This window comes from Gemella sanguinis ATCC 700632 (assembly GCF_000701685.1).
In the GTDB taxonomy this organism is placed as follows: Bacteria; Bacillota; Bacilli; order Staphylococcales; family Gemellaceae; genus Gemella; species Gemella sanguinis.
Genome location: NZ_JNJO01000005.1, coordinates 26,390 through 51,973, shown reverse-complemented (window position 1 = coordinate 51,973; position 25,584 = coordinate 26,390). Strand labels below are relative to the sequence as shown.

General features: G+C 30.0%; 26 protein-coding genes. 3 read left to right on the top strand and 23 right to left on the bottom strand.

Annotated features, from left to right (window positions below; genetic code table 11):
• Positions 1–14: 14 nt before the first annotated feature.
• The 13 genes from T369_RS0104185 to upp all read right to left on the bottom strand — a co-directional run bounded on the left by T369_RS0104185 (position 15) and on the right by upp (position 12,729).
• Positions 15–1,322, bottom strand: coding sequence for a DRTGG domain-containing protein (locus T369_RS0104185; protein WP_006363487.1), 1,308 nt, complete (start codon positions 1,320–1,322; stop codon positions 15–17).
• Between the two features lie 260 nt (positions 1,323–1,582).
• Positions 1,583–2,962: a bifunctional UDP-N-acetylglucosamine diphosphorylase/glucosamine-1-phosphate N-acetyltransferase GlmU gene (gene glmU, locus T369_RS0104180; RefSeq protein ID WP_031552131.1), complete on the bottom strand. Its 1,380-nt coding sequence runs from the start codon at positions 2,960–2,962 to the stop codon at positions 1,583–1,585.
• Positions 2,955–3,809 (bottom strand): pur operon repressor, encoded by an 855-nt coding sequence (purR, locus tag T369_RS0104175; protein ID WP_031552128.1) that lies wholly within the window; start codon positions 3,807–3,809, stop codon positions 2,955–2,957. Before purR ends, glmU begins: the two co-directional genes overlap by 8 nt.
• Before the next feature lie 244 nt (positions 3,810–4,053).
• A complete protein-coding gene (locus tag T369_RS0104170) occupies positions 4,054–5,355 on the bottom strand; it encodes a hemolysin family protein (protein ID WP_031552124.1) in 1,302 nt (433 codons plus the stop codon).
• Between the two features lie 131 nt (positions 5,356–5,486).
• On the bottom strand, positions 5,487–5,891 hold the full coding sequence (locus T369_RS0104165) for a F0F1 ATP synthase subunit epsilon (protein WP_031552121.1): 405 nt from the start codon (positions 5,889–5,891) through the stop codon (positions 5,487–5,489).
• A 19-nt stretch (positions 5,892–5,910) separates the two neighbouring features.
• Positions 5,911–7,326, bottom strand: coding sequence for a F0F1 ATP synthase subunit beta (gene atpD / locus T369_RS0104160; RefSeq protein ID WP_031552119.1), 1,416 nt, complete (start codon positions 7,324–7,326; stop codon positions 5,911–5,913).
• 40 nt (positions 7,327–7,366) lie between these two features.
• On the bottom strand, positions 7,367–8,236 hold the full coding sequence (gene atpG, locus T369_RS0104155) for an ATP synthase F1 subunit gamma (protein WP_031552116.1): 870 nt from the start codon (positions 8,234–8,236) through the stop codon (positions 7,367–7,369).
• Between the two features lie 32 nt (positions 8,237–8,268).
• Positions 8,269–9,771 carry a F0F1 ATP synthase subunit alpha gene (atpA, locus tag T369_RS0104150; RefSeq protein ID WP_031552113.1) on the bottom strand — a complete coding sequence of 501 codons (1,503 nt, stop codon included), beginning with the start codon at positions 9,769–9,771 and terminating at the stop codon, positions 8,269–8,271.
• A 27-nt stretch (positions 9,772–9,798) separates the two neighbouring features.
• Positions 9,799–10,338 carry an ATP synthase F1 subunit delta gene (atpH, locus tag T369_RS0104145; RefSeq protein WP_006363495.1) on the bottom strand — a complete coding sequence of 180 codons (540 nt, stop codon included), beginning with the start codon at positions 10,336–10,338 and terminating at the stop codon, positions 9,799–9,801.
• Positions 10,338–10,862 (bottom strand): F0F1 ATP synthase subunit B, encoded by a 525-nt coding sequence (atpF, locus tag T369_RS0104140; protein ID WP_006363496.1) that lies wholly within the window; start codon positions 10,860–10,862, stop codon positions 10,338–10,340. The genes atpH and atpF overlap by 1 nt, the downstream gene beginning before the upstream one ends.
• Positions 10,863–10,914: 52 nt before the next feature.
• Positions 10,915–11,130, bottom strand: a complete 216-nt coding sequence (atpE, locus tag T369_RS0104135) for a F0F1 ATP synthase subunit C (protein WP_006363497.1) — start codon at positions 11,128–11,130, stop codon at positions 10,915–10,917.
• Between the two features lie 77 nt (positions 11,131–11,207).
• Positions 11,208–11,936 carry a F0F1 ATP synthase subunit A gene (gene atpB, locus T369_RS0104130; protein WP_006363498.1) on the bottom strand — a complete coding sequence of 243 codons (729 nt, stop codon included), beginning with the start codon at positions 11,934–11,936 and terminating at the stop codon, positions 11,208–11,210.
• A 163-nt stretch (positions 11,937–12,099) separates the two neighbouring features.
• The gene (gene upp / locus T369_RS0104125; protein ID WP_031552110.1) at positions 12,100–12,729 is read right to left on the bottom strand and encodes a uracil phosphoribosyltransferase; all 630 of its coding nucleotides are present in this window, start codon (positions 12,727–12,729) and stop codon (positions 12,100–12,102) included.
• Between the two features lie 523 nt (positions 12,730–13,252).
• Here upp and T369_RS0104120 point away from each other — a divergent pair.
• The gene (locus T369_RS0104120) at positions 13,253–13,783 is read left to right on the top strand and encodes a hypothetical protein (protein WP_006363502.1); all 531 of its coding nucleotides are present in this window, start codon (positions 13,253–13,255) and stop codon (positions 13,781–13,783) included.
• Positions 13,784–13,888: 105 nt separating this feature from the next.
• Entirely contained in the window at positions 13,889–15,040 is a 1,152-nt protein-coding gene (locus T369_RS0104115; protein ID WP_031552107.1) for a DUF819 family protein, read from the top strand.
• Positions 15,041–15,080: 40 nt separating this feature from the next.
• Here T369_RS0104115 and T369_RS0104110 read toward each other — a convergent pair whose 3' ends face one another.
• From T369_RS0104110 to trpX, 6 genes are all read right to left on the bottom strand, one after another.
• Entirely contained in the window at positions 15,081–15,644 is a 564-nt protein-coding gene (locus T369_RS0104110) for a PepSY domain-containing protein (RefSeq protein WP_031552104.1), read from the bottom strand.
• Positions 15,645–15,828: 184 nt separating this feature from the next.
• Complete coding sequence (locus T369_RS0104105) at positions 15,829–17,172, bottom strand: HAMP domain-containing sensor histidine kinase (protein WP_031552102.1); 1,344 nt, start codon at positions 17,170–17,172, stop codon at positions 15,829–15,831.
• Positions 17,162–17,827, bottom strand: coding sequence for a response regulator transcription factor (locus T369_RS0104100; protein ID WP_031552100.1), 666 nt, complete (start codon positions 17,825–17,827; stop codon positions 17,162–17,164). Before T369_RS0104100 ends, T369_RS0104105 begins: the two co-directional genes overlap by 11 nt.
• A 223-nt stretch (positions 17,828–18,050) precedes the next feature.
• Entirely contained in the window at positions 18,051–18,824 is a 774-nt protein-coding gene (locus tag T369_RS0104095) for an ABC transporter ATP-binding protein (protein WP_006363507.1), read from the bottom strand.
• A gap of 2 nt (positions 18,825–18,826) precedes the next feature.
• Positions 18,827–19,702: an ABC transporter permease gene (locus T369_RS0104090; protein WP_006363508.1), complete on the bottom strand. Its 876-nt coding sequence runs from the start codon at positions 19,700–19,702 to the stop codon at positions 18,827–18,829.
• Between the two features lie 116 nt (positions 19,703–19,818).
• On the bottom strand, positions 19,819–20,823 hold the full coding sequence (gene trpX, locus T369_RS0104085; RefSeq protein ID WP_031552099.1) for a tryptophan ABC transporter substrate-binding protein: 1,005 nt from the start codon (positions 20,821–20,823) through the stop codon (positions 19,819–19,821).
• Positions 20,824–21,622: 799 nt separating this feature from the next.
• On the opposite strand from trpX, the gene T369_RS0104080 reads away from it, so the two are divergent.
• Positions 21,623–22,822, top strand: a complete 1,200-nt coding sequence (locus T369_RS0104080; RefSeq protein ID WP_031552098.1) for an MFS transporter — start codon at positions 21,623–21,625, stop codon at positions 22,820–22,822.
• A 38-nt stretch (positions 22,823–22,860) separates the two neighbouring features.
• Here T369_RS0104080 and T369_RS0104075 read toward each other — a convergent pair whose 3' ends face one another.
• The 4 genes from T369_RS0104075 to T369_RS0104060 form a co-directional block, all read right to left on the bottom strand.
• Positions 22,861–23,145, bottom strand: a complete 285-nt coding sequence (locus tag T369_RS0104075; protein ID WP_031552097.1) for a nucleotide pyrophosphohydrolase — start codon at positions 23,143–23,145, stop codon at positions 22,861–22,863.
• Between the two features lie 11 nt (positions 23,146–23,156).
• A complete protein-coding gene (rsmA, locus tag T369_RS0104070) occupies positions 23,157–24,017 on the bottom strand; it encodes a 16S rRNA (adenine(1518)-N(6)/adenine(1519)-N(6))-dimethyltransferase RsmA (RefSeq protein ID WP_031552096.1) in 861 nt (286 codons plus the stop codon).
• A complete protein-coding gene (gene rnmV, locus T369_RS0104065) occupies positions 24,017–24,568 on the bottom strand; it encodes a ribonuclease M5 (protein ID WP_006363513.1) in 552 nt (183 codons plus the stop codon). The genes rsmA and rnmV overlap by 1 nt, the downstream gene beginning before the upstream one ends.
• A 158-nt stretch (positions 24,569–24,726) precedes the next feature.
• Positions 24,727–25,575 (bottom strand): YitT family protein, encoded by an 849-nt coding sequence (locus tag T369_RS0104060; RefSeq protein ID WP_006363514.1) that lies wholly within the window; start codon positions 25,573–25,575, stop codon positions 24,727–24,729.
• Between the last annotated feature and the right edge of the window lie 9 nt (positions 25,576–25,584).

Below are 25,584 nucleotides of genomic sequence, written 5' to 3'. Positions count from 1 at the left end.
ATTTCTTCTTTCTATTAGTTTCTTTGGAATACTTGACATGTAACCATAGCTTTTGCTACTAATTCTGTTTTATCAAATACTTCAACATCAAATTTTGCTGTTTTTCTACCGATATCTAAAATTGTAACTTTTGTAGTTACTGTTCTATCTAAAGGTACTGATTTTAAGAAGTATAATGTACTATTCTGCATTAACACTTCACTTCTATTGTAATTGTAACTTGTAATATGAATAGATTCATCAATAATACTTAATAAAGCAGAACTAGAAAAAGTACCAAATTGATCTAACATCTGAGGAATTACTTTTACCTGTAGTCCATCAGCACGAGGTACAATACCTTTTCTCATTATTTCATCAAACGTATCATTATTATGTCCTTCTTGATATCTATTGTTCGTTAATAATGAGTTTATTACTATTTTTCTAGTAACAACTCCTAGTAATGTATTTTTATTATCTATTACAGGCATTAGCTCATACCCTTCTGATAACATAGTATTAGCTACAGAAGATATTGGAGTATCTAGAGTAGTTGTAGCAACTTTTCTTTCCATAACCTCTTTTATTAATGTATCTTTTTCTTGTAAAAATACATCACGCGCTGTAACTATACCGACTAATTTTCCATATTCATTCACAACTGGATATCTAGTATGACCAACTTCTAACTGCAAATCATACCAATCTTTAACAGTACTGTTTAGATTTATTGTATATAGTCTCTCTGCTTTAATATAGATACTATCTACTGCAATAATATCTCTCTTAATAATTTGGTCATTTGTAACACGGTTTATTAAATGTGTCACTGAAAAAGTATCATGTGGTGTTACAATAAGTGGTAAATTCTTTTTATCAGCTATTGCTTTAATACTATCACTTGGCATATATCCACCAGTAACTAGAATTGCACATCCTTTTTCTAGCGACATTTCTATTATTTTTGGACGATTCCCGATTATTAATAACGTACCCTGTCTAATATGCTGACCAACTTGTTCATAATCCATGGCCCCAATTGCAAAGTCTTGAACGATTTCATGAACTCCACCACGACCTGCAACTAGCTGACCACTAACAATATTTACTATTTCAGAATAAGATAGTTTTTCTACATTATCTCGTTCTTTCTTCTGGATTCTTACAGTTCCAACACGTTCGATTGAAGACACAAAACCGCGGTTTTCCGATTCCTTAATAGCTCTATATGCTGTTCCTTCGCTCACTTTTAATTCTTTGGCTACTTGTCGTACTGAAATTTTACTACCAATCGGTAAGCTTTTAATATATTCTAATATTTTTTGATGTTTTGATTTCACTGCTTTGCCTCCTCATTTATTATTATAATACAATTATTTTTTCTAGTACACTTTCTCTTTATAGTAATTATATACTTTTCATCTTTTTATTTCAAGTTAAAAAAGAGTGAAATTATAGTTATTTCACTTATAATTCACTCTTTTCCTTTTTATATTTTCTTGTATATATAAATTAAAAATAATTCTTTCTTTTACTACTACAGATTAATAAATTATTTTTTTGTATAACAATTATTCATTTCCTTTAGCAAAATATATTGTTATTTTCTTCCAGCAGGTAATTTTTTAGCATATCCTACTTTATTCTCTTGTTTCATTCTAGCAATTACTAATGCATCATCTGGAACATTTTCAGTTACCGTAGTACCTGCAGCAACAACAACTCCATCACCGATCTCAAGTGGTGCTATCAAGTTAGAATTACATCCAACAAAAGTATCACTACCTACTTTTGTTTTAAATTTATTTTTTCCATCATAGTTAACTGTTATTGTACCACAACCAATGTTTGTATTATTACCTACAGTAGCATCACCTAAATAACTTAAATGAGCTGTCTTAGAACCATTTCCATATGTTGTATTTTTCAGTTCAACAAAGTTACCAATTCTTACATTTTCACCAAGCTCACAGTTATTTCTAATATGTGCATATGGTCCTACTGTCGTATGGTCTCCTACTTTAGAATCACTAATTGTTGAAGATAATACTTTAACTCCATTTCCTATTACAACATTTTCTAAGAACGAATTAGGTTTAATTTGACAATCTTCACCAATTACTGTGTTTGATTTAATAGTAACATTTGGATAAATTGTTGTATCACGTCCAATAACAGCATTTGGAGCAATATATGTATTATTAGGATCAACTAACGTTACTCCAGCAAGCATATGTTTAGTGTTAATTCTATTTCTCATTACATTTTCTGCATATGCCAGTGCTACTCTATCATTAACTCCAAAAGTTTCATCAAAATCATCACATAAATAAGTTTCGATTATTTCTTTTTGCTCACGAACTAATGCCAATACATCTGGTAGATAATACTCACCTTGTTTATTGTCATTTTTCACTTTCTCTAACATTTCAAATAAAAGCTTATTGTCAAAACAATATATACCTGAATTGATTTCTTTTATTTGTTTTTCTTTTTCAGTAGCATCTTTTTCTTCTACAATTTTAACAAGTCTTCCATTAACATCACGAATAATTCTTCCATACGCAAAAGGATCATCTGCTATCGCAGTAAGAACTGTTGCTTTAGCGTTTGTTCTTTCATGATGGTCTAACATGTTATTAATAGTTTCAGGACGAATTAGAGGAGTATCTCCATACATTACAATAGTAGTACCCTCTTTATCCTGTAATTCTTCTTTTGCCATTTTAACTGCATGAGCTGTACCTAATTGTTCTTCTTGAAGTACAAATTTTGTTCTTTCACCTAAAACTTCTTTTACTTTTTCAGCTCCATGACCAACAACTGTAATTACATCTTCCATCTCTAAATCATTTAAACTATCTAGAACAAGTTCAACCATCGTTCTATCACATACTTTGTGTAATACTTTATACAACTTAGACTGCATTCTTGTTCCTTTACCAGCTGCCAAAATTACTGCATATCTTTTATTACTCATTAGTTAAATCCTCTTTCTCTGCTTCTTTTAGTTTTTCTATTACATTACCTATTTTGACATCAAATGAACCATTGTACTCATCAATATTTTCTATTTTTGATAAATATAAATAATCATTTTCATGCTCTCTAGGTGAGTCATAACATTGTGTTAGTATAACTTTTCCTATAACTTCCACATCAAATTCATTCATCAAACTTTCCATACCTGTAAGTACGCCACCACCACGCATAAAATCATCTACTAATAATACTTTAGAATGATTGTTTAAGCTTCTCTTAGATAAAATCATTGTTTCAATTTTCTTTGTCGAGCCAGAAACATAGTTTATCGCAACAGTAGTTCCTTCCGTAACTTTATTATCTCGTCTTATTGTAATAACTGGTTTATTTAATATAGATGCTATTGCGTATGCTACCGGAATACCTTTAGTAGCCACTGTAACTACTGCATCAATTTCTTTATTTTTATACACAGTAGCTATAACTCTTCCAAGTTTGTTCATTAAACTTGGATTCCCTACTATATCCGACATAAATATATATCCACCAGCTAAAAGTCGATCACCCTCTGATATTTTTTCAATGAATTCGTCAAGTATTTTTCTTGCATCTTCTTCTACTAATGTAGGTGTGAAAATTACACCACCACTCACTCCAGCAAGAGTTTTTACTTCTCCAATATTCTCTTCTTTAAAACCTGTTTTTATAATATGAATATCTTCACTTATTGACGATTTTGCTTGATTAAATTTCGTCACAAAGTAAGTTAAAGGAATTAGTTTATTAGGATTATTTAATAAATATTCCGTCATTACTACTATTCTTTCACTTCGTTTTAATTTCATTTTATACTTCATACTCCTCAATTCGTATATTATAAGTATATAATACCATTATTGTTCGGATTAGTAAAGGGAAATTAATTTATTAAGCCATTACAATCTGTTTACAATAATATTTAAAACGTATTAATTTAATATTTTCTATATTATTATTTATTAATTTAACTAATACCGGATATTTCTGTGTAAATATAAAATAAAAATAACGAAAAAAAGAAACGATTGAAAATTTCCAATCGTTTCTTTATTATTTTTCTTTCCAAACCTCTAACGTTCTGATTTGGTGTTCTTCAACTTTTCTAACAACAAAAGTTAATTTATCTATTGAATATACAGCTCCGACTTTAGCCTCATATTTTTGCATATAAACATATGCACCTATTGTATCGACTTCCTCATGCGGCAATTGCACTTTAAATAGTGCATTTACATCTTGGATAGGAACCCAGCCATCTACTAGGTAATGACCATTTTTTAGTTTTTTAACTAAACTTTGTTCATCTTCATCAAACTCATCACGAATTTCCCCAGTTAGTTCCTCTACTATATCTTCAAGTGTAACTACTCCACTTGTTCCACCATACTCATCTGTAATAACAATCATATGTTCACGATTTTGTTTAATAATAGCTAATACTTGTGAGATTGGAGTATGTTCGAACACCTTAATAGCTGGTGTTATATATTCCTCTAAATCTTCTGTTGATTCAATTTTTTTATCTGTAAATAATAATTTTTTTACATTTAATATCCCTATTATTTGGTCTTTATCTCCATTCTCAATAACTGGATAACGTGTATATTCTTCTTGCTTCATTTGTCTCGTTATGATTCCTAATGAGTCGCTCAGGTCAATAGCTTCCACTTCTGTTCTTGGTGTCATTATTTCTTTTGCTATTTTATTATCAAACTCAAATACTCTTTCTACATAACGATACTCTATATCATTGATTTGTCCGTGAGCACGAGATAACTTCATAATAGTTCTAAGTTCTTGCTCACTGTGTATATCATCATGTTCAGATGCAGGTTCAAATCCAAATAATTTTGCAATTATATTTGCTAATGAATTTAATATCCATACTAGTGGACGCATTACTTTATCAAACCAATACATTGGCCAAGCAACTTTAAAACAAGTTTTTTCTGCAGACTGAATCGCTATTGTTTTAGGTACTAATTCACCTAATACAACATGAAGTAACGTCATAAATCCAAACGAAACAACTAATGAGATAGTATGAGTTAATGTTTCATTTAACTTAAACACTTCAAATATAGGATTGAACAATGCATGAAATGTTGATTCACCAAGCCAACCTAGTCCTAAAGACACAATAGTAATACCTAATTGTGTGGCTGATAAATAGTGATCTAATTGATCAACCATTTTTAGGAGTATTTTAGCCGTTTTATTTCCATCCTCAGCTATTTCTTTAATTCTTGTAGGTCGTAACTTTACTAATGCAAATTCGAACATTACAAACACCGCTGATGCTGCTAATAATAATATTATTACTGTAATTTTAATTAAGATACTGAGATCCATATGGTTTAATTTAACCTCTTTCTTTTATGTATTAATTAAATAATTTTACTATATTTTTAAAAGATTTTCAAATATTATGAAAGTAAAAAAAGATATACATTAAATGATTATCTAACGTATATCTTTTAAAATTAATTTTCTGCAACTTTTATACGAGTAAGAGCCTTCGCAAGTGCAAGTTGAGCTCGACGAACATCTAAACCTTCTTGATTTTCAGCAATTCTTTTCTCTGCTCTCTCTTTAGCACGTTTTGCACGCTCTACATCTATATCTTTGTCCAATTCAGCCGTTTGGACAATTACAGTTATTTTATCTTTATGTGTTTCTACGAAACCTTCGCTTACTGCTAATATTTCTTCTTTTCCATCAGGAAAAACCACTTTTAATGGACCAATTTTTAATGAAGCAACCATAGGAACATGGTTAGCCATTATCCCTACTTGTCCACTTGTAGTCCCTAATACAACCATAGAAGCTTCCTCAGCTCTGTAAGCTTCTCCATTAGGAGTAACAATACTTACATTTAAAGTATTCATTTATTTACCTCCTGTTGTATTATACTTCTACTCCTAGTTTACGAGCTTTTTCTAATACATCTTCAATTCCACCTACAAGACGGAAGCAGTCTTCAGGAATATTATCATATTTACCATCTAAGATACCTTTAAATGCTTGAACTGATTCAGAAACAGGTACATATGATCCTGGTTGCCCTGTAAACTGTTCAGCAACGTGGAAGTTTTGTGATAAGAAGAATTGAACACGACGTGCTCTATCAACTGTTTTCTTATCTTCATCACTAAGTTCATCCATACCTAAGATAGCAATGATATCTTGTAATTCACGATATTTTTGAAGAGTTCTTTGAATTCTTGTCGCAACTTGGTAGTGTTCTTCTCCTACGATTTCAGGAGCTAAAGCTCTTGATGTAGAAGCTAGTGGGTCAACCGCTGGGTAGATACCCATCTCTGTTAACGCACGTTCAAGGTTTGTTGTAGCATCTAAGTGAGCGAACGTTGTAGCTGGTGCCGGATCAGTATAGTCATCGGCAGGTACATAAATCGCTTGGATAGATGTAACAGATCCTTTTTTAGTAGATGTAATACGTTCTTGTAAACGTCCCATCTCTGTAGCAAGAGTTGGTTGGTAACCAACGGCTGATGGCATACGTCCTAATAACGCAGAAACCTCAGATCCTGCTTGTGTAAAACGGAAGATGTTATCGATGAATAAAAGAACGTCTTGTCCTTCTTCATCACGGAAGTATTCTGCCATTGTTAATCCTGTTAATGCAACACGCATACGTGCACCAGGTGGCTCATTCATTTGTCCGAAAACCATGGCAGTTTTGTTTATAACTCCTGAATCTTTCATTTCATAGTATAAGTCATTACCTTCACGAGTACGCTCTCCTACTCCAGTGAATACTGAAAGTCCACCGTGTTGTTGAGCAACGTTATTGATAAGTTCTTGGATAAGAACCGTTTTACCAACTCCGGCACCACCGAATAGACCGATTTTACCACCTTTAATATATGGAGCAAGTAAGTCAATAACTTTAATACCTGTTTCTAATACTTCAACGTGTGTAGATAATTGTTCAAATGTTGGAGCTTCTTTATGAATTGACTCTTTTTGTACTTCTGCTCCAGGTTCTTCACCGTGGTCTACTGCTTCTCCTAGCACGTTAAACACACGTCCTAATGTATAATTTCCTACAGGAACAGAAATTGGAGCTCCTGTATCTACTACCTCAGCTCCTCTATTTAATCCATCAGTTGATGACATTGCAATTGTTCTTACAACGTTATCACCAATTTCTAAAGAAACTTCAAGTACTAATTTTTCTTTTTTTCCATCACCTTTATCTACAAATACTTCAAGTGCATTTAATAGATTAGGCATATGCCCTGATTCGAATTTTACGTCTACTACAGGTCCCATAACTTGGAGAATATAACCTTTATTCATATGTTGTTTGCTAACTTAATAGCTTCTCCTTTCTTATTTACTATTTTGCCGCTGCTGCTCCACTTACAATTTCTGTAATTTCTTGAGTAATAGCAGCTTGTCTTGCACGATTATATTTAATCGTAAGTGTATCAATAATATTACCTGCATTATCAGTCGAATTTTTCATCGCTGTTTTTCTTGCAGAATGTTCACTAGCTTTACTATCCAATATACTTCCATAAATCATACTTTCAGCATATTGTGGTAGCAAGACATCTAATACCGCTGTTTCACCAGGTTCAAATTCGTAAGCACCTGTTACTTTATTGTTAGAATCCTTAAATTGATTAGTGTCTTCTATAGGAAGAACTTGGCTTTCTGTAACAACTTGTTGAATCATACTAACAAAGTGATTGTAGTGTAAATAAATTTTATCGTATTCTTTATCAATAAAGTAACCTACTACCTTATTAGTAATCTCTTTAACCTGTGTGAAACTTGGCTCATCTGGTATATCTCTAAAACTATCAATTACATTATAGCCATTTTTTCTAAAGAATTCTGCCCCATAGTTACCTATTGCAACAATACCATAATCACCTTCAGTATGTCTTTCATTTACTGTGTTGACAAAATTTCTAATTATATTAGAATTGAATCCACCACACAATCCACTATCACTAGTGATTACTACATAAAGAGTTTTCTTAGCTTCTCTTTTTTCTAACATTGGGTGTTTTATATTCGCATTACCTCCGAAAATTGTCCCCATAACTTCTTGCATTTTATTCATGTATGGATAAAATTTCTGAGTGTTAGTTTGTGCTTTTAACAATTTTGATGTTGATACCATCTCCATCGCTTTAGTTATATGACTAGTTTTCTTTGTAGAATTGATTTTGTTTTTAATATCTCTAAGTGACGCCAATTAGTTCACCACCTTTTCTCTACTTTTGGATTCTAAGAAAAAGTTTTTTTGAAAGCTTCAATTGCTTCATTCATTACTTTTTCATCTGGTAAGTCTTTAGTTTCTACTATATGTTTAACTGCTTCTGTTTCATGAGCATCTAAATAAGCATATAGTTCTTGTTCAAATCTATGAATATCTTTAACTTCAACATCATCTAAATACCCATGAGTTAAAGCATAAAGAATCATAACTTGTTTTTCTACAGGTAGTGGTTTATGTAAGTCTTGTTTTAATACTTCAACTGTACGTTTACCACGTTCAAGTTTTTCACGAGTTGCAGGATCTAAGTCAGAACCGAACTGAGCAAAACTTTCTAATTCACGATAAGATGCTAAGTCAAGACGTAATGTACCTGAAACTTTTTTCATCGCTTTAATTTGCGCTGATCCACCAACCCTAGATACTGAAAGTCCAGCGTTAATAGCTGGTCTAATACCAGAGAAGAATAAATCAGATTGTAAGAAGATTTGTCCATCTGTAATTGAAATTACGTTTGTAGGAATATATGCTGAAATATCTCCAGCTTGAGTTTCTACGAATGGAAGAGCAGTAATACTTCCTCCACCAAAATCTTCATTTACTCGAGCAGCACGTTCTAGAAGACGACTATGTAGATAGAATACGTCCCCTGGATATGCTTCACGACCTGGTGGTCGTTTTAATAATAATGATAATTCACGATATGCAGCAGCTTGTTTTGATAAATCATCATAAACAATAACTACATCTTTACCATTAAACATAAACTCTTCTGCCATTGCTACCCCTGCATAAGGTGCAATGTAAAGAAGTGGTGCTGGTTGAGATGCCGCAGCTGTAACTACGATTGTATAATCTAATGCACCATGTTCTTTAAGAGTTTCTACAACACTACGTACAGTAGATTCTTTTTGACCTATTGCAACATAGATACAGATAACATCTTGTCCTTTTTGTGCTAATATCGAGTCAATAGCAACAGCAGTTTTCCCTGTTTGTCTATCTCCAATGATAAGCTCACGTTGTCCACGTCCGATTGGTACTAATGCATCAATCGCTTTAATGCCTGTTTGGAAAGGAACAGATACCGATTTACGTCCCATAACACCAACTGCTGGTGATTCAATAGGACGACGTTTTGTAATATTTATTGGTCCACGTCCATCAACTGGTTGACCTAATGGGTCAACTACACGTCCAATTAGCTCTTCACCAACAGGAACGTCCATAACACGTCCAGTACGACGAACTTCATCTCCTTCTTTAATATCAGTAGTTGGCCCTAAAATTACAATACCAACATTTGTATCTTCAAGGTTTTGAGCAAGTCCCATAACTCCAGTCTTAGTGAACTCTACTAGTTCACCACTCATTATTTCATTTAGACCGTATACACGTGCTATACCGTCCCCTACTTCTATAACTGATCCGACATCTGTTGACTTAACTTCAAACTGATAATTTTCTATTTGTGATTTTAGTAATGCACTAATCTCTTCAGCTTTAATAGCCATTTATGTCCCTCCTTGTTTCAACTTCTTTTAGACAGCAGAAATTTTTGATTTCAAAGCATTTAATCTAGCCTTAATACTAGCATCAACAACTTTATTATTATAAGTTATTTTTAAGCCACCTATAAGACTTTCATCAACTAAATTATTAATTTCTACTTTATCTAATTCTAACTCATTCTTAAGTTTCTCTTTTAGATTTTCTAACTGAATTTCAGTTAATGGCGAAGCTGATTCAACTTTAACAACAACGCTATTTGAATATCTACTATACAATTCATCAAATTGTTCTAAGACAAAATTTATTAATGAGATTTGCAGATTATCTGCTAAAATTTTTACTACATTTATTATGTGTTTATTCACACCAACAAATGAAGCATCTATCAAATTGATTTTTTTTATTCTTTCTATATTAGGGTTGTTCATCAATGTAACAAAATCCGAATTTTCATTTATTACTTTTGCAACTTCATTTAATTCATATGAAACTTCTTTCAAAGAATTATTTTCTTTTGCAACTTCAAATAATGAATATCCAATTTTATTAGCTAATACTGATTTACTCATTATTTCACCCCTACCTCTTTAATGACTTTATCAACATATTCACTTTGTGTTGAGCCATCTAATTCTTTTTCTAAAATTTTCGAAGCTACAAGCACAGATAAATCAGCAATTTGTTTATTGATTTCTTCAAGTGCTCTTTTCTTCTCATCCTCAATATCTCTTTGAGCATTTACTTTTAATTGTTCTGCTTGTTTACGCGCTTCTTCAAGAATAGCTTGTTTTTCAACCTTAGATTGTTCACGAGCATCTTCCATCATAACTTTGATTTCTTGTTGCGCATTTCTTAATTTTTCCTGATTTTCTTCAAGTAAATTCAACGCTTCTTTTTGATTTTTAGCAGCATCATCTAGTTGACCTTCAACTAATTTTTGACGCTCATCTAACATATCAATAAGTTTGTCCCAAGCAAATTTTTTCAGTAATACTAATAAGATTAATACAGCTACAATGTTAATAGCCATATTTCCTAGATTAAAACCTTGATGAGAAGAGTGTTCAGTAGCTAAAAATACTAAATTTTCCATTTACTAACTGCTCCTATTCTTCTTAGTTATTTTATTTTAATACTAAAATTAACTATTTTGCTAAAATGATGAATGAGATAACTATTGCTAAGATAGGTACCGCTTCTACAAGTGCGAATAATACGAAAGCATTTGATTTTAATCTTGACTCTAATTCTGGTTGGCGAGATACACCTTCTATAAATTTACCGAATAAAAATCCGTTACCGATACCAGCACCAACTGCTGCTAATCCTGCTGCTAATCCTGCTCCAATTAATTCTACCATAATTATATTTTCCTCCTTGGATAATAAATGAATTTTATTAATTATTAGATTTTTGCACTTTTAGTGCGTTTTTTAAATTAATGTTCATCACTAATTTTATGTGATAAATAAATGAATGTTAATACAGTAAAGATGTATGCTTGGATAAATCCAATAAATAGCGAGAATCCTTTCCATACTACTAAACCTGCCATTCCAGCTATTGCACCAAAGAACCCTGCTGTTGTAAGTGTAGCTAATAGTGCTAATAATATTTCACCTGCATAGATATTACCGTATAAACGCATTGAAAAAGTCATTAAGTTTGTAAACTCTTCAATAATTTTAAATGGTGTAATACCTATACCTGATGATGTATAAGTTCCTACATAATGCTTTGGCCCTTTATACTTAAGTCCAGCATAATGGGTAAACACAATAACTAAAACAGCCATTGTAAACGTAAATGTTGGATCTGCAGTAATAGAGTTAACATATATAACTCCATCATAGCTCACCTCAATTAGCACCCCTATGGTATTTGCAACAGCTATAAATGTAATTAATGTTAAAGCAGTTGCCCATAAACCTTTACCATATTTTTTCCAGTCCACATTACCTTTAATAACATTATCACTAACAAAAACAGCTAGTAGCTCTGCAGCATTTTGACGCTTGCTATCTGGTCTTAACTTTACTCTGCTAGTTAAAAACATTACAAATATAAAGGTTAAAATAACTGTTAATAAGGTTGTTATTACACTAGGAATATTGACTGTAATATCATAACCAAATAATTTGGTAATAAGGTAAGTATGCTCTTCCATATATTCCCCTCACCTCTTTTCGCTTGGAAATTATTATTACTATATTTCAAAAATGTTTATTTTCATAAATTATAAGAAATATATAATAATTATATTACTTTTTTTTTCAATTTACTAGTTATTTCTTAAATTTTATACAACTTTTTGAAAATATTTTTATTTTTTACTTAGTTCCAAATATTCTGTCGCCGGCATCCCCTAATCCAGGCACGATGTAACCGTGGTCATTAAGTTTTTCATCTAAACCTGCAATAAATATTTCAACATCTGGGTGGGCAGTGTGTAATGCTTCAACCCCTTCTGGAGCTGCTATTAAACACATAAATTTAATGTCACTAACACCTCTTTGTTTTAATGAATCTATAGCGGAAATCGCTGATCCACCAGTTGCTAACATCGGATCTACTACAATGAATAAACGTTCTTCTGGATTACTTGGTATTTTTACAAAGTACTCATGTGGTTGAAGTGTTTCTGGATCACGATATAATCCAACGTGTCCAACTCTTGCTGAAGGTATTAAATTCATTAATCCATCTACCATTCCTAGTCCAGCACGTAAAATTGGAACAAACACAACTTTCTTCCCTGCTAATCTCTTACAAGTTGTTTTTTGAATCGGTGTTTCAACTACTACATCTTCTAAAGGTAAATCTCTAGTAATTTCGTAAGCCATAAGTGAGCCTACTTCATTAGTTAGCTGTCTAAAATCTTTAGATCCAGTCTTTTTATCCCTTATAAATGATAATTTATGTTGAATCAACGGATGATCAAATACATGAACTTTTGCCATTATTTTATTCTCTCCTTTTATTGTATTATTATAATTATTTTACTCTAATTATAAGATTTTCACAAGTGTAAATTAAAACGCTATTATACTTTCAAAAAAATATTATTATATTATCTTATACAAATTACTAGACTTGAAATAAATAAAATATTACAATTATATGTAAAATAACATTTTGGAGTTAAATTATGGACAAAAGAACTTTATTTTACAATTTTGCGTTATCAATTGGACTGTACTATCTTATACCCTTATTATTTATAAAATATTATAATGGTGCCAGTGATAAAGCAGGATTTACTTTAATATTAATGTATACTTTTTCTTCTTTTGCTATTACCTTATTAATATCATATTTTTGCGAAAGAAAAATCTATACACCTATATTAAGTATCATAATTTCATTACCACTATTGTTAATATTTAATACAAGCGCTATAGTTGTCATAATAATAATTGTTGTATTTTCATTTATCTCATATTTAATATCTGGTCTATTTACATAGAAGTTCGGAGGTTTTATATGACAATACTAAAAAGAAATAACTTTGTAGCAACACTTATTTATGTTTTATTTTACTTCTCGCCAATACTAGCCAATCCATTTGCCTATTTAAACATAATGGAAGCTGCTGTATTAGCATTATTAGTTTATGGGTGTTCTTACTTACATTATATTTACTTTTATACTACAAAAAGTAAATTATCAATTCAAACGAAAAATACAATTATCACTATTATTGTCTTGCTTATTGCGGCAATGATTTACTTTGATTTTATTAAGTTCCCTGTAATTTTCAATATTATAATCAATAGATATCTTGCGGTTATTTTATTAGTTTTATTACTCGGATTATTAATATTTTTTGCTAGAAAAATTAAAAGCTCGTTTGTATTTTTTCTATTATTTAGTCCACAAATTATACAAGGAATATTAATGAGAACTTCATATAGTGCCACTATTTTTTATGTTAACAATCCTAATTTTAATATATATATTATATTAGCTATCCTATTTGGATACTATATATATAATGGTAGAAAAAATAAATAATTATAAAAGATTTAGTAATAATTGAAAACTATTACTAAATCTTTTTTTTTTTCTCATTTTTTGATATAATTATAATTAAAAATAATATATGGGGAGAATAAATTTATGATAGATAAAGACAATATATGGGCTCTTTGGGCTATTATCATTTTTATAGCTACACTTAGTATTTATTTAGAAGGAAAATATAAGTGGGCGGCTAAAGTTAGCGGGGCCATAATTGGACTTGTAATAGCTGCAACACTTAGTAATCTTAAAGTTATCCCACTTGAATCACCGGTTTATGATAGTATTTGGGGATATGTTGTTCCTATAGCTGTTGCCATGCTTCTCTTCCAATGTGACCTAAGAAAAATTTGGCAAGATAGTGGAAGGATGACTATTATTTTCCTTATAAGTTCTGTTGGAACAATCATAGGTGCTGCCATAGGTTACTTAGCATTACATAACTTTATACCAGTTTTAAACAAAATAGCTGGAATGATGACAGGATCTTATATAGGCGGTGGCGTGAATTTTGTTGCAGTCTCTTCTGCATTTGAAGTCCCTGGAGATTTAATATCTGCTGCAACAGTCAGCGATAATTTACTTATGGTATTATATTTCTTCGTATTAATATTAATTCCTAACATAACTTTCTTTAAAAAGTATTTTAAGACTTCATATTCTAATGACGTAGAAATCAAAGAGCAAAGTAGTTCTTCAAAAGCCACAGTAGGTGTTACTGATATTGCATTTACTTTTGCTACAGCTGTAGTTATTGTAGCAATTAGTTTTACCCTTTCTAAATATATAGGCAATTTAGGAGACTCATCTTTAATTACATTTATTTCAAATAAATACTTACTAGTAACTACATTAACTGTTGGATTTGCATCAATATTTCCAAAATATTTTAATTCATTTAACGGAGCAAACGAAATAGGTACATTCTTAATATACATTTTCTTTGTTGTTATAGGAATTCCAGCTTCTATAGAAGCAATTATTGAGAAGTCACCTTTATTACTTCTGTTTTGTGGAATTATGGTATTAATTAATATGCTTGTAACATTTATTGCGGCAAAAATATTTGGTTTCACCTTAGAAGAAGCTATTCTTGCATCAAATGCAAATATTGGTGGTCCAACCACAGCAGCTGCTATGGCCATTTCTAAAGGATGGCAAAAACTAGTAGCTCCAAGTATGTTAGTTGGAACTCTAGGTTATATTATAGGTACTTATATAGGAATACTAATTGGACAGTATCTAGGATAAAATAAATAGACCTAAAACATTAAGTTTTAGGTCTATTATTCTAATTATCTATTTCTACTTTTAAAATTTTACCAGTAACTGCATCAACTTTTATATCATATTCAAGACCGTTAGCTCGTGCTTCTACATCATAAATATATAACGATGATCCATTGTTTTTATAAGAATGGTCATCTTTATACTTAGGTCTAACTTTAGTAAAATTAATATCTTGTTCAGACGTTGATATTGCTTCTGAAATTATTTTACGAATATCCTCTTGTGATTTCATATCTTGTAGATTTTGTTGAGTAACATTTGAATTTGAATTACTTTCATCAGTGTTATTATTATTTTCAGAATTCGTTTGTGTACCAACATTCATCTTAATTTTAGAATAAGCTTCTTCTATTTTTGCTTTTTGTGTAGTTTCATACTTATCGTAAGCGTAGACTCCTGCTCCTCCAACCACTAAAGTAGATAATGCTCCGATGATAATTGGTTTTAAGAATCTCCTTCTATTTTTCTGCGATTCTTCCTTAAATTCATTTTCTGTATAGCTTGTATTTTCTGTATCTACACCTTCAGTTGTTTCAATTTCATTGTTATTAATTTTGTTTACCATTTTTATTTCTCTCCATTCTTTTGTATTATTTATTTATTTTATTGGCTAATGTAAAATAAAAGTCCACATCTTTTATTTGTATTTTTATTATATCTATGTATTATGAATATAAAATGAAGATTCTATTTTTTTTGTAAAAAAAAAAAAAAAAGACATACATCATATTTTGTATGTCCTCTAATTTTTATAAATTTACCACAAATTTTGCTCCATTAGGATTATTGTCAAGTACCCCTATTTTCCAATTGTGTAAATCTATAATTTTTTTGGTGATTGATAAACCTAATCCTGAAGAATTATCTTCAGTTGTAGTCCTTGATTTATCTACTTTATAAAATCTATTCCAAATATTAACTTTTTCCTCATCACTTATACCAATACCGTCATCAGCAACCTCAAGAATTATACTATTTTTCTTTGCCAAAACTATATTTACCTCTGATTTAGCATATTTTAAAGCATTAGATAATAAATTATCTATCATTCTCATTATCAATATCTCATTTCCAAATACCTTAATGTTATCTTCAATATCTTGTGTTAATTTAATATTCTTATTATTAAATAGTATTTCATAATCTTTAAGTGTCTTCTTAAGTTTATCTGAAAATAAAATTTCTTCCTTAGTTATTTCAATTTTACTATCTAATCTTGCTAACTCCAGAATTTGGTTTATCATAACTGTCATTCTCTTACTTTGCCTATCAATAACCTCAAAAGATTCTTTTGCTTCTTCTAAAGAGTCTGTATGTTTTTTACCATATTCACTTTCTGCCATAATAACTGAAATTGGTGTTCTAAGTTCATGAGAAACATCCGAACTAAATTGACGCTCTCTTTTTGAAGATTTTTCTAATGAATCTAACATTTCATTAAATACTGAACCTAGTTTATGAATCTCATCAGATCCTTTATCAATATTTATTCTTTTACTTAAATCATTGCTAGTAGCTATTGTCGCTGCTGTTTCTGTCATATCTCTTACAGGTTTTAAAGAATTTTTAATAATTAAATAACCTCCATACATAATTATAACTATCACAATTAAACTCCCTAGAATGATAATAAGTGGTAAAATCCATCCTGTAATATTTTTAGAAACTTGTACTACACCTCTAACATATTTCCCGTTTCCTAATTTATTTGAACTTGATTCTAAATCATAATATATATATCTATTATTACTTGTATCTTTATATTCTGTAGCGACTCCTATACTAAAATCATTAACTTTAAATTTTTTTGGAACAGTACCTGCAATCAAATTCCCATCTTTATCATATACAGACAAGGTAATTCCATCCTCATAGGCTGTAAAGCTATCCGAACCATTTGCTATTTCTGTTACTTCTTCAATTAGCTTTTTCTTACTATTTTTTTCAATAACATTATCTCCTACAAAAAATGCACCTGCCACAAGCGAGCCAATTAGTAACACAATAAATGTTGTATACCATAAAGTAATTTTAAAAGTTAATGACACTTTTTTATGTGGGTAAAACTTTATTCTTTTTATTTTATTTAACAAAATATCCTAACCCCCTTTTTGTATAAATAATTGTATTTCCTTCTCCTCTATCTAGTTTTTTTCTAATGTTTTTTATAATTACATCAACTATGTTAGAAGCTCCCACATATTCATAATCCCATACATGATTAAGGATTTGGTCACGACTTAATATACTACCTTTATTCTTCATTAAGTATTCCAGCACTTCATATTCTTTCCCTGTCAAGTCGATAATTTCACCACTTTTTACAACTTGTTTTTTTGCTATATCTAAAGTAACTTCTTCTATTTGAATAATATTTGTTGCTAGCCCATAATTTCTTCTCATTAAAACCCTAATTCTAGCCAGTAATTCTTCAAATTCAAACGGCTTAACTATATAGTCGTCAGCACCACTATCAAGTCCTACTATCTTATCTTCCAATGTATCTTTTGCAGTAAGCATAATTACCGGTGTATTATTTTTATTTGCACGAAGTTTATCTATAAATTCATAACCATTAACATTTGGCATCATAATATCAGTAATAATCAAATCATATTCACTATAACTAATAAAATCTAATGCTTCTTGTCCATCAAAACAACTATCAACACTATAGTTATTTTTCTTTAAGTGTTTTGTAATTATTCTATTTAAATCACGTTCATCTTCCACAACAAGTATTTTCATAACATTCTCCTCACTTGAATTTCAACTATATTTTACTTAATTAACGTTAAAATGTAAAACAATACTTATCTAACTCTATCATAGCTAACAATTTACATTAAATATATAATCTTTAAATATACATATATTAAACTACATATATTCAATTACTACTGTACATGATTATTATGAATATAAGATGAATAAAACTGATTCCATATTTTTGAAATCAGTTTTAGTATAATTATTCATTTTCTTCTAAGTTATATAATAATTCGTATAGTGCTTTTGCATCTAGTTTTTCTTTTTCTTCTTTCCCTATGTCTCGAACTAACTCTCCTCTATGAAGTACTATTATTCTATTTCCATATTTTACAGCATCTTGAATATTATGAGTAATCATAAGAGCTGTTAAATTTTTTTCTTCAATCTTTTCTCTAGTTAATTCCATTATTTTCTTCTGAGTTTTTGGATCTAATGCAGCCGTATGCTCATCTAGAAGCAAAAGTTTTGGCGTTGTCATTGTCGCCATTAGAAGTGCTATAGCTTGACGTTGTCCACCAGATAATAATCCCATTTCACTATCTAATCTATCTTCTAGACCTAAGTCTAATGTTGATAATAATTCTTTAAATAACTTTCTATCTTCTTTAGTAGTTCCTATTTTAAAACCTCTGGTTTTACCACGTCTAAGAGCCAATGACATATTTTGAGCAACCGTCATACGAGGAGCTGTTCCATCTAAAGGATTTTGGAATACTCTACTAATAAATGCTGCCCTTTTATGTTCAACAATATTACTTACATCCTTACCTTCGATAAGAATTTCACCAGAGTCGACTGAGAAAGAACCTGCAATAGCATTTAAAAATGTTGATTTCCCTGCTCCATTCCCACCTAAAATAGTAATAAAGTCTCCATCTTTTATTTCTAAACTTATATTTTTTAGAGCATGTTGCTCTCTTATTGTACCAGGAAAGAACGTTTTATCTATTTTATTTATTTTTATAAATGACATCTCTATACATCCTTTCTCTTAGCTTTTAATTTTAACTGTGGTAATGTAAGGAATAGTGCAATAACTAAGGCAGAAACTAATTTAAAATCATTAGCTCCTATAATATTTAATTTTAATACCCCTACAAGTAATAATCTATATATAATTGCACCAAATATTACACACGCTAATCGCGTTGTAAAGCTAACATCCTTAAACACAACTTCACCAATTATAATCGCTGCAAGAGCAACTACAATAACTCCAATACCACTATTTACATCAGAATATCCATTGTTTTGTGCAAGAATTGCTCCAGCTAGAGAAATAATTCCATTTGCAAGCATAAGCCCTAAAATAGTCATTGTTTTTGTAGATATTCCTAATGCTGTTGCCATTTTCTCATTATCACCTGTAGCTATTAAACTTTGTCCTAATTCTGTTGCAAAAAATAATGACATTGCCCCAATTATAAGACATGATAGAATAAATCCTACAAGAACTGTATCATAATGAGTTGGTAGATTTAAATTCTGTAATTTACTAAAGATAGTCTCTTTATTTATTAAACTTAAATTTGGTCTACCCATTATTCTTAAATTTACTGATAGTAAAGCAGTCATTGTCAAAATCCCTGCTAATAAACTTGGTATTTTACACACTGTAATTAAAAAACCTGTTACTAATCCTGCAATCATACCTGCTAATATTGAAATCAACGTAGCTATTATCGGATTAATACCATTATGAATACAAATAACACAAACTGCTGCCCCTAAAGGGTACGCTCCTTCAGTTGTCATATCAGCTATATTTAAAACTCTAAAACTTATAAATAATCCAAGCGACAATATTCCCCAAAGCATACCTTGAGAAATCGCTGAAATAATTAAATCCATCCTCTACCTCTTTAATACTTATTTAAAAAATTTTGTAATATTGACTCTTAATACCTAATTATTTTGGAGAGAAAGTTCTTCAAAAAACTTACTCTCCAAATATCATAACAAATTAACTATTTTTTATCTACAACTTTTGCTTTTTCTTTAACTTCATTTGGAATTTCTATTCCTAATTGTTTTGCTTTAGCTTCGTTTAAGTAGATAACACCCTCATTAGCAAGTACTATTGGCATATTTTTAGTATCTTCACCTTTTAATACTTTTGCTACAACTTTTGCTGTTTCAACACCTATTTGATATTGGTCAACACCAATTCCTAATACCCCACCATCTGCTACCATTGTATCTGCTGAAGGGAATACTGGAATTTTTTTAGCATCAGTAACTTTTACAACTGTTGACATTGCACTTGCTATTGTATTATCGATTGGTACGAAAATCGCATCTGTTTCTGAAGCAAGGCTTTCTGTTACTTGTTGAATATCATTTGTATTTGCAATACTAGATACTTTAACTTCTAATCCCAATTCTTTAGCTAGTTTTTCAGCTTCTTGTGCTTGTTTTACTGAATTATCCTCACTTGCTGTATATAAGATACCCACTTTTTTCATTTTAGGTAATACTTTTTTCATAATTTCTAATTGTTGTTTTATTGGAGTTCTATCACTTACACCAGTAATATTATTTCCAGGTTTATCTTCTGATTTTATAAGTCCTGCCTCAACTGGATAAGTAATACCTGCCATTATAATAGGTTTATCTTTTGTTGCGTTTGATAATGATAAAGTTGCTGGTGTTGTTATACCTACTAATATATCATTGTTATCAGTAACTAACTTTTGCCCCATACTCGCTAGGTTACTTTGGTCACCTTGAGCATTTTGAAGATCTATTTTTAAGTTTTCTCCTACTTTATATCCTTCTTTAGCAAGTCCATCCTCTAAACCTTTATAAATCTGATCTAATGCTGGATGACTTAATAATTGAAGAACTCCTACTTTTACCTCTTTATTTTGTGTTTTATTAGTATCTTCTCCTTTATTGCTTGAATATACTCCATAACCTAAAACACAAACTAATAATAATGCGAATGCTATAAAAATTTTATTTAATTTCATTTTCCTATCTCCTTTTTTGTTAATAATAAAATTTTATATTTTTAAGAAGCGTATCCATATAAAAAGACCACTAGTTACTATCTAGTGGTCTTTACATCCTATAAAATATAAAACAAAAAACCACCTAGATAACTCTATGTGGTCTTAATTATATCATCACAAATAATCCACATAGATACTAACTTCTCACTGAGAGTCGTATCTATGCTTTATAATAAAGAAACAAGATCGACTCTGTATCTAGTGGCTTTGCCAACGAATATTTAGTTGTAATATGTCAACACGATACAGTTTCATTAATCTTTTTTTTCCTTACTTTTAATTCTTGACTACATTATAACAACAGTTTTTTTTATTGTCAATATATTTATTGAATTTAATTAAAAAAATTCTGAAAATTCTAAATCACTTTATTTAAATATCTTGTTTTATCTATTTATTCAATTCATATTATTTTTTTTATAAATTTTTTTTTAAAAATATATTAATTAGATTTTATATGAATTTTTTGAACAATATACTTTCTTAAATATGCTCTTGCTACTATATTAATATTATTGAAAATAATTCGTTTTCATTTGCATAACTTGGCATATAAGGTGTATTACTCATCTAAAACCAGAACAAAATCGTTGATTTATCAAGCTTTATAATTAGTACTATTTTTTAATCTAAATCATGTAAATAAAATTTAATATCTATCATTTTTGAAAATTTTTCCCTATTGCAAAACTATTTTCATAGGAGTATTATAGATATTATGTGATTTTTAAACTATATTTTAACTAGGAGAACTTTAATGGATAGTCAGATAAATATTCAAAAAGAAAAATTATTCAACACAGGCTTTATAACAATAACAACAATTAACTTTATTGTATTTTTAATATATTACTGTTTCGTAGTAATTACCGCTAAATTCGCAACATCAGAACTTGGTGCTAGTCCAGCTCAAGCCGGATTTGCTGCAGGTATTTATATTATTGGTACACTAATTGCCCGTCTTTATATCGGTAAAAAATTGGAACTAATCGGACGCAAACAAATGTTACGATTTGGTGCTATTATTTATTTAATAACTACAATTGCTTACCTTATTTCAACTAATATTATTATTTTAGATACTGTTAGATTCCTTAATGGATTTGCATACGGTACTATTTCTACAGCGGCTAACGCTATTGTAACAGCATATATTCCAAAATCACGCAACGGTGAAGGAATTAACTATTATGGTCTAAGCACAAGTTTAGCAGCTGCAATAGGTCCATTTATTGGGATATTATTATTACCAATTGTTGGTTTTAAATCAGTAATCATTCTTGCAATTGTTTTATCAGTATTAGTAACTGTAGCTTGTTATTTATTCCCTGTTCAAAATATTGAACTAACTGATGATCACAAAAAATTACTTAATAGCTGGTCATTAAATACTTTCATAGAATATAAAGTATTATTTATTTCTATTGTAGCATTCCTTATCGGTCTATCTTACTCAAGTGTACTTGGATTCTTATCAATATATGCAGATAACTTAGGACTTTCTACTGCAGGAGCATTCTTCTTTGTAGTATATGCCTTAATCATAACTTTCACTAGACCATTTGCAGGACAAATTTTTGATGCAAAAGGAGAAAATGCCGTTATGTATCCAAGTTTTATTTTTCTTGCAATTGGATTATTAACACTAAGTTATACTACTACTAGCTTTATGCTATTATTATCTGGTGCATTAATCGGTCTTGGTTACGGAACATTTATGTCAAATGGACAAGCTGTGTGTTTAAAACTTGTTGAACCTTCTAAAGTAAGTATTGCACTTTCAACTTACTTTATTGGATTAGACTTAGGTCTTGGTTTTGGTCCTTATGCATTAGGTACTGTTCATTCATTCTTATCATACAGTGGTATTTATGTACTTTGCGCAGTACTAACTGTAGGAGTAGCCATTCTATACGCTATTTTCTACAAAGGAAAAGATGCTAAAGCCTTAAATTAATAAAAACGAAAAGTACAAAGGTAATTTCCTTTGTACTTTTATTTTTCTTCTGGATAGCGTTTCGCTACATCTTCTAATTTTTCTTTTATTAATTCTTTTGGATCAATATCCATATGATAGCACATGGCTAATGAGTATATTAGTATATCTGCTATTTCATAACTTACTTCTTTCTTATTAAAATCATTTTCGTTCCATTGAAAATGTTCTAGTAGTTCAGCTGCTTCAATAATTATACTTTTTGCTAAATTACTTTCACTGTCATATTTATTCCAATCTCTCTTTTTTCTAAAACTAGTAATAATTTCTTTAACTTCTTCCATAAAAAATTCCTTTAAATCAAATCATTATTTTTCAAATTATTATATAAATTATAAAATTCTCTTAAAGATAGAGTTTCACTTCTTCTTGTCGAATCTATTTCACTATCTAAACAAGAATTCTGAAGATCTTGTTTTTTATCCTTACCGTAACTTGAAATTAAATTATTCAACAATGTTTTTCTACGTTGAACAAAGCAAGAACGAACAAATTTAAAGAATTTACTATCTGCTTCAAACTCTTTTTCATCTTTTGTCATTATTTTAACTACCGCACTTTCTACATTAGGTGCTGGCACAAATACTTTTTTAGGTACTGTAAATAAATATTCCACATTTGTATAGTAGTTTAAAAGTATTGTCAATGAATTATAGTCTTTTGTTCCTACTTTTGCATTTAATCTATTAGCTACTTCACGCTGCATCATTACTACATATCCATCTATTCTTTTAGTATTTTCAATTAAATGAGTTAATATTGGTGTAGTAATATAGTATGGTAAATTCGCAACTACCATAATTTTCTCACAGTCAGACATCTTCTCTTCAATTATTTTATCAACATCTACTTTTAAAATATCGTTGTTTATTATTTCTACATTTGAATAATCAGCTAGTGTCTCAGATAAAATCGGTAATAATCTTCCATCTATTTCAAACGAAATTACTCTTTTTGCTCTTTTGGCTACAGCTTCTGTTAACGAACCTATACCTGGACCAATTTCAATTACTCCAACCTTATCGTTAATTCCTGCACCATCTACTATCCTATTTAATATATTTGCATCTATTAAGAAATTTTGTCCTAAACTCTTTTTAAATGTAAAACCATGTTTCTTTAGAATCTCAAAAGTTTTCTTTGGTGTTCCTATCATTATTTTTGTCCTTTACTTATTTTTTTCATTTCATTAATTAATCTATCTTTAGATATATTATACATATTCAACTTATTTAAGAGTTGCTTAGCATTGGTATATCCTATATTGATTCTTTCACATAACTGCTCTCTTAATATTTTTGATGTAGCACCACCTACTAAACCTAACTCTATTAATAATTCATTTGTAATATCATTTTTGACTTCATCCATAGGTGTATAATGATTTTTTATTGCAGCAATTATATCCTCTTTACTCGCTGCTTCAATTCCTATTTTTCCTTTGCTATCCACTGCTTTTTTATTAGAAATATAAGCATGTTTAGCTGTTGGTATATTTTTTTCTATAATATTTCTAATCCTTTTACCTGCGTAATCAGGATCAGTTAATACTATTAATCCACGTGTTTTCTCCAAGAAAATTAATCTTTCTATTTTCTTCTTAGTAAGAGCAGAACCATTAGTTTCAAAAGTATCACAATCAATAGCTTCCTTCACTCTATTTGTATCGTCTCTTCCCTCTACTACTATAATCTCTTTTATCTTCATCTTTTTATCCTTTAAAATTTCCATCAGTATATTATATCATATTTAATCTATTTTTGCTTATTTTTTTAATATCGCTAAGAAGAAACCCAAGCTTTTTAAACAGTCTCAACTAAAAATAAAAAATCTCGTAGAATACATATAGTCTACGAGATTTTTTATTAGTGAATATCTTTTTTCTTAAAGTTACCACCACTTACTTCACTAACTGTACCGATAGATAAGAATGCACCTCTATCATTTTTAAAGACAATTTTCTTAAGCTTAGACTCCTCTATACGAGTAATTACACAAAATATAATTTTTGTTTCATGTCCTGTGTAACCACCTTCTCCATGAAGAAGTGTAACTCCACGTCCTAGTCTATCTTGAATTTCTTGACTTATAACTTGGTAATTACTACTTATAATCATTACCGATTTAGAGTCATTAAGCCCTTCAATTACAATATCCATTACTTTTGATGCAATGAAATAACTGATCATCGAATATAGTGCTGCTTCCCATGAGAAAACAAAGCCAGAAGCAATAAATATTATTACATTTATTCCTAATACCATCTCACCTACTGATATAGGTAATTTTTTTGTAGCATATATTGAGAACATCTCACTACCATCCAAAGTACCACCATTTCTAATAACAAGCCCTACTCCAATTCCAAGTATTATTCCCCCAAAGACACACGCTAAAAATGGGTCTGTTATTAACGGAGGAAACTTATGTAAATATGAAGTAGCTACAGATAGTACGATAATTCCAAATACTGAAGCTACTGAAAATCCTCTCCCTATCTGTTTATAACCTAAAAATAAAAATGGAATATTAAATAGAAATATAAACACCCCTAGCGGCAATCCAATGTAATGACGAGCAATAATTGATACACCTATTACTCCTCCATCCAATATATTATTTGGAATTAGGAAAAATTCTAATCCTGCTGCAAAAATAAGCGATCCTATTATAATACTTATGTATTTTTTCGAAAATTCTATTGTATTCTCCATACAATCCCC